This is a genomic window from Asticcacaulis sp., from assembly GCF_047605585.1.
Lineage (GTDB): Bacteria > Pseudomonadota > Alphaproteobacteria > Caulobacterales > Caulobacteraceae > Asticcacaulis.
Map to the genome: position 1 here is coordinate 465,369 of NZ_JASGFK010000002.1, position 12,080 is coordinate 477,448.

The 12,080-nt window shown below is 58.5% G+C and carries 9 protein-coding genes; 6 read left to right on the plus strand and 3 right to left on the minus strand.

The genetic code is table 11. The features are described 5' to 3' along the window. Positions 1-183: 183 nt before the first annotated feature. On the minus strand, positions 184-1,977 hold the full coding sequence (locus QM647_RS08070; protein ID WP_414994992.1) for an amidohydrolase: 1,794 nt from the start codon (positions 1,975-1,977) through the stop codon (positions 184-186). Positions 1,978-2,056: 79 nt separating this feature from the next. Next, positions 2,057-4,174 carry a TonB-dependent siderophore receptor gene (locus QM647_RS08075; protein WP_414994993.1) on the minus strand — a complete coding sequence of 706 codons (2,118 nt, stop codon included), beginning with the start codon at positions 4,172-4,174 and terminating at the stop codon, positions 2,057-2,059. Positions 4,175-4,594: 420 nt separating this feature from the next. Here QM647_RS08075 and QM647_RS08080 point away from each other — a divergent pair, with 420 nt between their 5' ends. After that, positions 4,595-4,975, plus strand: a complete 381-nt coding sequence (locus tag QM647_RS08080) for a RidA family protein (RefSeq protein WP_414994994.1) — start codon at positions 4,595-4,597, stop codon at positions 4,973-4,975. 69 nt (positions 4,976-5,044) lie between these two features. Here QM647_RS08080 and QM647_RS08085 read toward each other — a convergent pair whose 3' ends face one another. Continuing rightward, positions 5,045-6,199: an alanine racemase gene (locus QM647_RS08085; protein ID WP_414994995.1), complete on the minus strand. Its 1,155-nt coding sequence runs from the start codon at positions 6,197-6,199 to the stop codon at positions 5,045-5,047. Between the two features lie 152 nt (positions 6,200-6,351). On the opposite strand from QM647_RS08085, the gene QM647_RS08090 reads away from it, so the two are divergent. The 5 genes from QM647_RS08090 to QM647_RS08110 all read left to right on the plus strand — a co-directional run bounded on the left by QM647_RS08090 (position 6,352) and on the right by QM647_RS08110 (position 11,950). After that, on the plus strand, positions 6,352-7,260 hold the full coding sequence (locus tag QM647_RS08090; RefSeq protein WP_414994996.1) for a LysR family transcriptional regulator: 909 nt from the start codon (positions 6,352-6,354) through the stop codon (positions 7,258-7,260). A 149-nt stretch (positions 7,261-7,409) separates the two neighbouring features. Next, complete coding sequence (locus tag QM647_RS08095; RefSeq protein WP_414994997.1) at positions 7,410-8,660, plus strand: amidohydrolase family protein; 1,251 nt, start codon at positions 7,410-7,412, stop codon at positions 8,658-8,660. A gap of 15 nt (positions 8,661-8,675) precedes the next feature. Next, complete coding sequence (locus tag QM647_RS08100) at positions 8,676-10,208, plus strand: serine hydrolase domain-containing protein (RefSeq protein ID WP_414994998.1); 1,533 nt, start codon at positions 8,676-8,678, stop codon at positions 10,206-10,208. A 14-nt stretch (positions 10,209-10,222) separates the two neighbouring features. Then, a complete protein-coding gene (locus tag QM647_RS08105; protein WP_414994999.1) occupies positions 10,223-10,654 on the plus strand; it encodes a hypothetical protein in 432 nt (143 codons plus the stop codon). A 63-nt stretch (positions 10,655-10,717) separates the two neighbouring features. Next, a complete protein-coding gene (locus QM647_RS08110; protein ID WP_414995000.1) occupies positions 10,718-11,950 on the plus strand; it encodes a dicarboxylate/amino acid:cation symporter in 1,233 nt (410 codons plus the stop codon). Positions 11,951-12,080: the final 130 nt, after the last annotated feature.

Sequence of the window (12,080 nt, forward strand, 5' to 3'; positions counted from 1 at the left end):
ATCGAGCGTACGCACCGAAAGTGGCCGCCTTGATCGAATCCGAGAAAAATCGGGTCGCTATACATGACAGATGAAACTGAAGCCAAACTGAAGGGGAGGTGCAAAAGCGGCATCAAAGCGCTAGAAAGGAAATGCCCACTCAAAAAGACTACCGGCAAGGTCTCAGGCTTTTAACAGTCAGGGTTATGGTCTCGGTTGCGTTCCATCGTCTTTGAGACGTGGCTGCGGTGAGGTTCGGGCAGAGGGATGACCGTCCATTCGCTTGTGATGATGTTCTGGTCCATATCCGGACGACCAAACAATGCGGCCATGCATCATGGTCCATTCAGGCCGCAAATTTGCGATTTCGGCGGGCGTCAAGTCGCGTAAGTCATGCCTTAATAAGATGAGGTCTGCTTCCTTGCCCACCGCGATCGACCCAATCTGATCTTCCCGGCGCAAAGCGTGTGCGGCGTTCAAGGTATAGGCCTGAAGCATGGCTTCGAGGGGCATCCGCTGGTCGGAGCCCAGAACGCCATAGGGCCCTTCGCGCGTCATGGCCTGTGCGATCGCCGCCCACGGGCTGCCGGTGCTGACCGGCCAGTCGCTGCCTCCTGCCACTGTGCCACCGGCCTTGAAGACTGAGTAAGCGGCGTACTGTTCGTTCCAGACATCGGGAGAGAGATAAGGCTTGATGCCTTCGAATTCACTTTTGTCGACGGCGGCCCAGAAGAGTTGGAACGAGGCTATGGCGCCGAGTGACTGGAAGCGCGGCACGTCTTTCGGGGCGATCAGGTGGAGATGGGCAAGCGTATGAGGGATATGGCTGTTCGGGTCGGCGCTCCGCGCCGCGGCGATGCCGTCCAGCGCTTCTTCGACGGCGCGGTCACCGATCGCATGCACGTGGACCAGCATATCATGCTTATCGGCATCGACAAAAATACGGTCCATCTCGTCCGGTGCGATTTTCAGATCGCCGCGCAATCCGGAATTCAGGTACGGCTTCAGCGTGGCCGCCGTCTGCGCGGGGTAGTCGACTATGCCATCGGCGAACAGCTTGACGCCAACAATACGGAAGTCGGGAGTGTTCGAATACTTGGCACGCAGGCGATAGATTTCAGGAAGTTCCGCCGTCGAACGCGCTTCAAGCAAGGCTGATACGTGCAGGGTCAATTGCTTCGTTTTCGCCAGCCCGGAATAGAGTTTCAGAAGAGCTTCGCCATCTTCCGGAACATAACCCGCATTGGCATCGAGCACGGCGGTGACGCCAAAAGAGTTGTAATATCTGACGGCGATCCTGCCCCATTGAGGCAAATAGGCGCCATCGCGGCCGGGAAGCGCACGGAAGAGGCGTGACGCGCCCGTTTCGACCGCGAAACCGGTCGGATTACCGTCTGCATCGGTGCGATAGTAGTTTCGCTCCGTTTCCGGCATCGCGGTGAGCGCGGCCTTGTCGATCCCCAGGCGTCTGAGAAGCGTCTGACTGGCCCAGCCCGTGTGTGCGTCAGCGCCGGCGAACAAAATGGCCTTGCCGGCATAGGGCGGCGCATTGAAGACTGACAGGTCTTCCGACCAGATCATGGGGGGGACGCCGACAATAACGAACCTGTCGCCCTGCAAGGCCTTGCGGCTGAAAATGGCATGATCGACAAACGCTCTGAAATCGCGAAAGCTTATGGGCGCGCCGTCGAGATTGACCAGGGACATCTGACGCCCGCCGGCAATCGGATGCGCATGGCTGTCGATCAGGCCGGGCATAAGCATCGCCCCATGCAGATCCGTCAGCCGCGTGCCCGGACCAATCTGACCCGCTACAGCCTCACGCGCCCCAACGGCCGAGATGCGGCCATCGGTAATCGCGAGCGCGCTGGCCCAGGGTCTGGCGGTGTCAGCGGTGTATATCCGGGCGTTAACGAAGACCTGATCAGCCGGCGCCGCATCGGCCATGGTCGTGCAGAAGAAGGCGGCTAATAGGGGAACGGCAAGAAGACGGCGCATAGGTTTATGTCTCGAATAGGGGCGCCCGGCCATGGAGGAGCGGACCACCATGACCGGGCGTCACACTGTGCCTGCGAGGCTAGAAAGCCTTGCTCAGTGTGAGCTGGAATGTGCGCGGGTGACCCGGCAACACATAAAGGGTATTATAGGAACCTGTATAGTAGGTCTCATCCGTCAGGTTGCGTACGTTGAACTGGATCTTGTAGGAGCCGAATTTGTAGGCGACATTGGCGTTGATGAGGGTATAGGCGGGCAGGCTGAAGGTATCCGGAATGTCGCCCGCCTGATCGGAATAGTGACTGCCGCCGAGGCTGAGGGCCAGTCCGTTCAGGGCGCCGTCCGTGAAGCGGTAACGTATCCAGGTGCTCAGGCTGTCGGCGGGTACATTTTGCAGGCGGCTGCCTTTTGTCATCACATCGCCATCGACGATCTGATCCTTCGCATTTTCCGCTTTCACATGTGAATAGGCGAGGATGAGTTCCAGATTGTCGGTGACTTCAAGCTGACTGTCCAGTTCCAGGCCACGGGCGCGCTGGCTACCGGCATTGATGTAGGAACCGGAGGAATCCGGATCGTCGATGGCGACGTTTGATCGCTTGAGATCGTAGATCGAGACCGTGCTGTTTAAGCGGCCGTGCATCAGGGTGGACTTCAGGCCCAGCTCGGCCATCTTGCCGCGTTCCGGGGAGAGTTGTTCTCCGGTGGCCCCGTCATAGCCAACCTGAGGTGTGAAGGATTCCGAGTAGCTCGTATAGGCGTAAAGATTGGGGCGGAATTCCCACGTCAGGCCGAAACGCGGTGTGAAGGCGTTGTCCTTGCTGCTGACACCGTTCGATCGGCTGGAGCTGCTGTCCTGACGGCCGCCGACCGTGATCGTGAAGGTATCGTAGAGCTTGATCGCGTCCTGGAAATAGAGGCCGGCCGTGGTCACGCCCGAAGTCCGCGACCGTACGCGGGCATATTGAGGTGTAAAGTCGCTATATTGCGGATCGAAGAGATCGAGGTAGTAATAGCTTGAGGAGTCCGAATAGTTGATCTGCTGGCTTTGGGACTGGGAACCGTTCCAGCGATAATCCACACCGACCGTGATTGCCTGCTTGACCGGGCCGTTCTCGAAGTGGGCGTCGACCGCGGTATCGACAGCGATGTTGGATTCGCGGCTGCGCAAGGAATAGGGGTACATTTTCAGTGTGCGGTCATCGCTTTCAAGCGCGCTGGGATACAGAAGATCCTTCCACTTCTGCTGACCTTGAGTGGCACGGAAATTCTGCCGGATTTTGAAGGTTTCATTGAAGCGGTGGGTGAATTCATAACCCGCGTGCGCGCGCCACTGATCGATGGTGCCAGGGTCATTGGCGTTACCGGCATAGGTGGATTGGTCGATTTCACCGTTCGCGTTGTCGAGTACCGTTCCGGCGGCAGGTAGCGGCATGGCCAGTTCGGAGTGATCGTTCTGATACTTGAACAGCAAGGTCAGAGTCGTGTCCTTGTCGATCTTCCAGGTCGCGGACGGCGCGATATAGACACGGCGGTTGCCGTCGGCATAATCGACGTAAGATCCGGTATGGCGGTAGATGGTGTCGATGCGGCCGAGCCACTTGCCATCGGCGGTCAGGGGGTGATTGATGTCGAGTTCAGCGTCGTAGAAATCGTGGGTGCCGCCGGTGATTTCGAGATTGCCGAAGGGCTGGCTGGTCGGGCGCTTGCTGACCAGATTGACGATGCCGCCGAGCGATGCCTGGCCATAGAGCGAGGAGGGCGGCCCCTTGGCGACTTCGACGCGATCCAGGCCTGAAATCTCGGTGCTCTGGCTGATGCCGTTGAAGAACAGCAGGCCATCGAGATAGGTGGAGGTGGAGGAGTCAAAGCCGCGTATCCGGTAATAGTCGTAACCGTTGTAGTAGCCACCGGGCATGACGCCGGCGACATTGCGCAGGGCATCATCGAGAATGACCGCGCCCTGATCTTTGAGCAGCGCGCCAGAGAGTACCTGGATGTTCTGGGGAACTTCCTCGATGGGCACACCGGTCTTGCCCGAAATAATGTGGCGGCGCGCCGTCACGACAATGGTGTCATGCTCCGCATCGCTGCCTGACTGCGCCTTGTCGTCAGCCGGTGACGCAAATGACGCGCCGGCGACACTCATGAGCGCGATTGTGGAAATCGCCAGTTTTAAACCGAATTTGTATCCAGACATGTATATCCCCTTGATAGAATGAAAAGCCCCAGTCCAACCCATTCTTCCGCCTTGTCCTAATGCTGCGGACCTATGCGACACGTCTTGTGTTGAATGGCAGCGAAATCCGCCTGAGGCAGGTGACGATGTCGGCTTTCCCTCCCCGGAAACCCTGAAGCGGTGGCGGAAGATGGTGGTCCGTCCGCTGTTAAAATAACGGACGCTGCATGCGCTTTGCCTTCGGACTGTCTCTTTTCGGCAATGCAACAGTAATGTGACGGTGCCTCACGATTTTGACGAACACAATGCAATCCAACCTAAATGACGGATTAAGTTAGGCCTTACTTCCGGTATGCTGTTGAGGGCGGCATCCTATGTCCTGGCCGGTGGTCGTCGTACACTCGCCAAATCTAAAAATTATGATATTATTTAGGAAAAACAATGATTAAATCGGTTTTGACGTCGAATGCGCCGCCACCGGCCGGGCACTATACGCAAGCTCTGATCGGGGGAGGGCATATCTACATATCCGGTCAGCTGCCTGTCAGGATTGACGGCGTGCATCAGCCGAATGTGGCATTTGAAACACAGGCACGTCAGGCGCTGGGCAACCTGCTGGCCATACTCGAAGCCGCAGGCGGCACACCGGACGACCTTCTAAAGGTCACGGTATATATAGCCGGGATTGAGCACTGGCCGGAGTTCAATCGTATATACGCACAGATGCTCGGCGGCGCCAAACCGGCACGGTCGGTGGTGCCCGTGCCTGAGCTGCACTACGGCTATCTTGTCGAAATTGATGCGGTCGCGCTCAAGCGCTAATAAGAAACAGGCGGCACACCATGAGGGTGCGCCGCCTGCTTTTCAGGGCCGCAGAGGAGTGTCCGCGCCCTACCAGCCGGAAAAGCGTGGCCAGACTTCGGAAACAGCGGTGCCGCCCGTCCGTATGACAGCGTATTCTGCGTGCTGGCTGCCGGTTGCGCATGCGTGATTGGGTAATATGCGAACGCGGTCGCCAATCTTCAGAGGTGGCAGGGCCGCGTTTGCGTTTGTCCTGAGTTCCAGGACGCCATGCTCCTGGTTGGTCGCCTGAACAATGAGGTCGGGATAAGGTACCCCCTGAAGATCGCAGACAAGGCCATAGCCCTGATCGACCTTTTGGTCAGCCGTGCCTCGGTCGCGCGAAAGCGCGGTCCACCCGGAATCGACCGTAATCCGCCCCTTGCTGTCCTGCCGGCTGATCACAGTGGCCAGTACGCTGAGCGCGATATCGTCGACAGTACACACATTTATGCCGGCCATGACCAGATCGAAGAACATGAACACGCCAGCGCGGACTTCTGTTACGCCATCATAATTCTGTCCGAAAAGCGCGGTGGGCGTGGAACCGACGCTGACTACCGGGCAAGGCAAACCTGCCGCCCGAAGGGCTTCTGCGCCGTCTACAGCCCCTTTACGTTCGATTTCGGCGATGGCCTCGATTTCGGCCAAGCTGCCGCCGTTATAGGAGGAGCCGGCGTGAGTCATAACGCCTCTAAGCCGTGCGCCATCCTCAAGCACCCGACCGATGGCCACGAGTTCATCAAAGGCGCCGGCGGCGACACCGGCCCGATGACCGTCGCAATCGATCTCGATCAGGACGGGAATGGCGTCGCCACTCGCCCTGGAGGCCGAAGCGATCGCCTTGGCGGCTTCGAGGCCGTCGATAATGACTGTAAGATCAACGCCGGAGCGGCGCAAGGCCGTGACGCGTTCGATCTTTGCGGGCGTCAGGCCGACAGCGTAGAGAATGTCCCTCACGCCCCATTTGGCGAAGGCTTCGGCTTCAGCCAGGGTTGAGACGGTGGCGGGGCCTTGCGCTGAAGACATGACGCGGCGTGCGACATCTATGGATTTAACCGTCTTGAGATGTGGCCTGAGCACGACATTGAATGGCGCGAGATGGGCTTTCATGCGGGCGATATTTGCGTCAAGCTTGTCCCGGTCCAGGAGCAGGCAGGGCGTATTCAGATCGATTAATGAGGTGCCCGGAAGTGTTTGTACCAAGTGAAGACTCCGGCGACCGGGCATTGCGGCTTCGGTTCGCCTTTAAATGAAATGCTGCGAAGACGGCCCCCGCCGCGTGAGCCGAAACTTGACACGCTTGAGTAGCTGATGGCAATTAGGTGTTGCTTAGTTCAGCTTTAAGGTCAGGCTAAATGCTATCCGGGGAAGACCTGCGCTTTTTTGATACTCTGGCGAAGTCGGCATCGCTGGCGGCGGCGTCTCGTACATTGGATGTCACGGCATCGGCTGTCACCCAGCGCCTGCGCCAGATCGAAGCGCGCCTGGGTATCCGGCTGATAGATCGCTCAGGGCGCGGCCTGAAATTGACAGATGAAGGGGCCTTGCTGAGCCAGCGCAGTCGCGAAATTCTCGACGACATCAATGCGCTCGAAACCGAACTGACCACGCGAAGAGATATCGTTTCCGGTCAGTTGAGGGTTGTGGCACCACTCGGATTCGGGCGGAGTTATGTGGCGGATATCGCCGCCCGGTTCAGGATGGCCTTTCCCTCTGTAGCGCTGAACCTAACCCTGTCGGATAGACCAGGTCGGGATGAAAGCCAGCCATGGGATATTCTGATTAATATTGGGGAACTGCGTGATTCCTCTCTGGTGGCACAACGCCTGGCGCCGAACGACCGGATCGTCTGCGCGTCACCGGACTATATTGCCCGCAAAGGGATGGTTGAGGCACCGGATGATCTGCGTCATCACGATTGCATCGCCCTGCGGGAAAACGAGGAAGATGTCACTCTGTGGCGTTTCCAGCATGTGCGCGATGGCCGCAAGGTCAGCCAACGCATCGATGCGACCATCGCCAGCAATGACGGGGATGTGGTCAAGGCCTGGGGGCTGGCGGGACTGGGCATCATCAGCCGTTCCGAATGGCATGTGGCCGATGACATCAAGGCGGGCCGCCTCGTGCCGATCATGCCGGAATGGCAGGCGCCGCCCGCACCGGTCATGGCGCTGGTACGTGACCGGCATGGTCGTTCGGCACGGACGGCGCGCTTTATCGAGCATCTGCGGGAGGGCTTCAGGCCGGTGCCTTGGCGGTCATAAGCCTGCGTGCGCTCGCGCATTAAGTTCTGTCTTAATGACCCATTTATCGTGGGTTTATTGTGCGGCGCGATTTCTTGATGCAGTCTCGGTTCCCGGGATCTTCCGCCACCGGACATTTTTGCGGCGTGGCCGATCCAGAAGGGGATAGCATGAAAGCGCTTGTAAGGGCGGCCTTTGTCTTGCCATGGATCTTGTTCGCGGACTCCGCGGCGGCGGGTGTAACGGCCATTAAGGCAGGTCATCTGATCGATCCGGAAACCGGAATCGTGACGACGAATAAGATTATTCTGATCGATGGCAAAAAGATCGTTGATGTCGTCGATGCCTTGCCATCGACTCCTCCAGAGACGGTAATCGACCTGTCCGACCAATGGGTATTACCCGGTTTGATGGATCTGCATACGCATCTGACTTTCGACTACGAAGTTGGGCTTGCTGAAGCCTATGCGAAGGATGGGACCGGATATCGCGCCCTGGTTGGCGTCCATAATGGCGAAGACATGCTGCAAGCCGGATTTACCCTGGTGCGGGACGTCGGGAATGCCGGCAATTACGCCGACACCGATATGCGCAGGGCTTTTGAGGCCGGCCTTTTCAACGGGCCAACCGTTTATAACTCGGGCAAGATCATCGCCGCCTTTGGTGGCCAGGCCGATCAGGTCACGCCGGAAGCCGGTGAAATCTGGCACTTTGAATATATCGATGCCGATGGCCCTGAGGAGATGCGCAAGGCTGTTCGCGAAAACCTGTTTTATGGCGCGAAGCTGATCAAGATCGTCAATGACGTCCGCTTCGGCAATCACGCCATCTATACACAGGAAGAAATCCAGGTCGCGGCGGATGAAGCCCACAGGGCGGGCGTCACATTGGCCGTTCACGCAAAGGACGACGCCACCGCCATACCGGCGATTCTCGCAGGTGCCGACAGCATCGAGCACGGTTACGAGCTGAGTGACACGGCTCTCAAACTGATGAAGCAGAAGGGCACGTATCTGGTGGGGACAGACATGCCGCTCCTGGGGGCCGGGCCTTTTAGCGACAAGCAAAAGAAACGCGTCGATATGAAGCTGGACCGGCTAAAGCGTGCATGGAAAATCGGCGTGCCCATGGCGTTTGGAACCGATACTACCGCGAACCTGCCGGGCGAAACGCGGGGCCAGTCCGAATTTGACTATCTGGAAATGTGGACGCGGGCCGGTATTCCCAATGCCTACATCATCAAGGCCATGACCTTCAATGGCGCCAAATTGCTGCATATTGCCGACCAGCGCGGCCTTATCGCCAAGGATCATTTCGCCGATATTGTGGCGGTGCCCGCCGACCCGCTGGCAGACATCCAGGCGCTTCGCAAAATCGATTTCGTTATGAAAGAGGGGAAAGTCATTCCCTTGAAACCCTGATTGCCGGAATAGTCCATGTTCAAGAAAAATCTGCTGATGGCGGTTGCCGTCCTGGCGATCGCTGGATCACCGCTGTTCACGTCCTCCGTCGTTGCGGGCCCCCAAAAAACGGAGGCATCGGATATAAAGGCCTTCCTGTACGGATTGCGTCCGTCCGTCCAGTATGCCGGTGAAAAGCCGGTACGGTGGACACTCGAAGAGCGTATGAAATATTATGGTGTGCCGGGGGTGAGCATTGCGGTCATTCGCGATGGTAAGATCGCCTGGGCCCGCGGGTTCGGTGTCCGGGCCGCCGGGACCACCGACAAGGTGGATGCTGATACCGTATTTTCGGTGGGCTCGCTCAGCAAGGTGCCGAGCGCGGCTATCTCGCTCAGGCTCGTCAATGCGGGACGGCTTGATCTCGATACGGACATCTCCCCCTACCTGAAGCGCTGGAAGCTTCCGCAAAACCCTTATACCGGGATCGCGCCGGTGACACTGCGTGGCCTGCTGTCGCATTCGGCCGGTATGAACCTGAACAACTTTCCGGATTTCCTGCCCGGAGAACCGACGCCTACCATTGTCGATACGCTGAATGGCACGGGGCCCGTCAAGACGGGACCGCTGACGATCTCCTATGCCCCCGGACACACCTGGCGGTATTCGGGGGGCGGGGTCGAGGTCGAGCAATTGCTGATCGAAGACGTCACCGGCCTGAGCTTTCCACAGGCGGCCCAAACCTATGTGCTGGGACCACTGGGCATGACGCGCTCGACATTTGTAAACCCTCTGCCTGAAAACTACGGCGATATCGCCTATGCGCACGATGCATCTGGAAAGCGCGTAGCTCTGCCGCGCGGATACGAAACTTTCCCCGAAATGGCGGCGTCCGGCCTATGGACGACACCGACTGACTATGCGCGTTTTGTCATCGCTCTGATGGACGCCTATCACGCTAAGCCCGGCGCTTTCCTTAATCCGGAACTGGGCCGGGAGACCATGACCGAGACTGGCGTATCACCTGCCGGGCTTGGGCCATTTCTCAGCGGGGCAGGGATGGACCGGCGCTTTTTCCATACCGGCGCCAATGATCATTACCGGGCCTGGATGGAGGGCAATCTGGCGACCGGCAACGGCATGATGATTTTCACCAATGGGGCCAACGGGTCAAAACTCTATGCCGAAATCCGGCGAGCAATCGAAGATGCCGAAGGCTGGACCAAGACCGAGGAAATAACACTGCCCAGGATTCAGTTGGGGGAAGATGAACTCAAGGCGCTGGCCGGGGTATATGCCATCAAGCCCATGCCGGACGTCATCAACCAGCGCACAAACATGGCGACCGCGCCGGTGACATTCAACATCGCAGTCGCTGACGGAGGCCTGACTCTGACAGAGGATGATGAGGGCGAGCCCTCGATACTGATACCCGAGGATCACGTGCATTTCGTCTATGACGGTAACATCAGTTACGGCGTCGAATTCGTTTATGGCTATGACGGCAAACCTTCTGGGCTGATCTTCCGCCGCGGGCCCTATTCCTATGAAGCCACCCGCGTAAAATAATCCGGAGACTTGCGATGAAATGGTTCCTTTCTGCAGCGATGCTGCTCATGATCACGCCGGCTCTGGCCTATGGACAGACGACCGCGCCTGCAGCACCGATGGCTAAGAAAACAGTCGAGATTTACCGCATTGCGCCGGCCAAGCACGAGGCCTTCCTCGAATTCATCGCCAAGTGCGATAAGGTCAATGCCGCGGTCGGTCTGCCGCCACGCGAGCTATATGTGCATAGCGATGGCGCGGACTGGGATTTCCTGATCATTCAGGGAGAAGAAACGGATTTGCCGGCTGACAAGGCAGCGGCCTTCGATGCGGCGTGGGACCGCGAAGGCCTGCCCTCAGGCGCCAATTTCTTCTTTGCCATTCGGGAATATGTCGCGGAACATACGGATAGTTTCGTCAAAGGGCCGACGACGGCCGCCGATTATCTGGCGTCGCGGCCGCAATAGGTGGCGTTGCGATGAAGATTGCCCATTTTCCGTCTTGAATCTCGTTCGAGGTTGCCCCCTGGTATGAAGTCACCACTGGCCTTTTTCGTTCTCCTGGCCATGTGCCTTGGAATCACAGCCGGTTGGCTATGTCATGATTACCTGCCACCTACGCTGGCGGGGCAGGCCGTGGCAGGTTTCGATCTGCTGACGGCCATCTTCCTCCATCTGATTAAGATGATCGTGGCGCCGCTCGTTCTGACCACCCTGATCGTGGGCGTGGGACACATGGAGAGCGCGGCTGCGGTCGGCCGGGTCGGGGGCAAGACTCTGCTCTGGTTTCTGACTGCCTCTGTCGTCTCGCTCGGCCTTGGCCTCTTAATGGTGCAGTGGCTGCAGCCGGGCGCGCATTTTGCTGACATGTCGCCTGATGCCGCAGCGGGGGTAGCCCTGTCATCGAGAAACTTTACGCTTGAGGGCTTTATAGATCATCTCCTGCCGACCTCAATCGTTGCGGCGCTGGCCGAAAACAATATCCTTCAGATCGTCGTGTTTTCCGTATTCGTCGGCACGGCCGTGACCATGGTCGCGGACCGAGCGCCGCAGGTCATGCGCCTGATGGAACAGACAAGCGACATTATGCTCAAGGTCACCGGACTGGTCATGGCCTTTGCGCCTGTCGCCATTTTCGGTGCCCTGGCTTCGGCAGTCGCGAAGGAGGGCCTCGGCGTTCTCCTGACCTATATGCGTTTTGTCGGTGGATTTTATCTGTCCCTGGGCCTGTTGTGGGGGCTGTTGATCGCCGTGGCGGCTCTGATTCTCCGCGGCAGGCTGGCTGTCTGGTTCGCAGCGATCTGGGAAGCCATTCTTCTGACCTTTTCCACGGCCTCCAGCGAGGCCTCCTATCCCAAACTGCTCGACGCCCTGCCGCGTGCGGGAGTGCCGCGGCGCATCGCGGCCTTCGTGCTGCCGCTTGGCTATTCGTTCAATCTTGACGGCTCGATGATGTATTGCGTCTTCGCTATTCTGTTCATCGCGCAGGCGCACCATATCGCCTTCACCACACCCCAACTCGTCCTGGTTCTGTTCATGCTGCTCGTCACCTCCAAGGGCATCGCCGGCGTGCCGCGCGCTTCACTGGTTGTGGTGATGGCTACACTGACCTATCTGGGCCTGCCAGAGGCGTGGATTGGGCTTGTCCTCGCGGTCGATCACGTGCTGGATATGGGGCGCTCGGCGACCAATGTCATTGGCAATTCCGTGGCGGCCGCGATCATTGCCCGATGGGAAGGCGTATTGGCAAAGCCGGGTAAATGAGCCTGTGATACTCACCGAAGCGGGGGCGTAAAAACGAAAGGTCGCGGCGTAGGCGCCGCGACCCGTGCTTTCGGTTGCGACCGGTCAGGGGACGTTAGGCCGGTCACGATCCCTTATACTCCTCATCGCT

Coding starts and splice junctions, on each gene's coding strand:
- QM647_RS08070 (WP_414994992.1), bottom strand. CDS start 1,977: ATGCGCCGTCTTCTTGCCGTTCCCCTATTAGCCGCCTTCTTCTGCACG.
- QM647_RS08075 (WP_414994993.1), bottom strand. CDS start 4,174: ATGTCTGGATACAAATTCGGTTTAAAACTGGCGATTTCCACAATCGCG.
- QM647_RS08080 (WP_414994994.1), top strand. CDS start 4,595: ATGATTAAATCGGTTTTGACGTCGAATGCGCCGCCACCGGCCGGGCAC.
- QM647_RS08090 (WP_414994996.1), top strand. CDS start 6,352: ATGCTATCCGGGGAAGACCTGCGCTTTTTTGATACTCTGGCGAAGTCG.
- QM647_RS08095 (WP_414994997.1), top strand. CDS start 7,410: ATGAAAGCGCTTGTAAGGGCGGCCTTTGTCTTGCCATGGATCTTGTTC.
- QM647_RS08100 (WP_414994998.1), top strand. CDS start 8,676: ATGTTCAAGAAAAATCTGCTGATGGCGGTTGCCGTCCTGGCGATCGCT.
- QM647_RS08105 (WP_414994999.1), top strand. CDS start 10,223: ATGAAATGGTTCCTTTCTGCAGCGATGCTGCTCATGATCACGCCGGCT.
- QM647_RS08110 (WP_414995000.1), top strand. CDS start 10,718: ATGAAGTCACCACTGGCCTTTTTCGTTCTCCTGGCCATGTGCCTTGGA.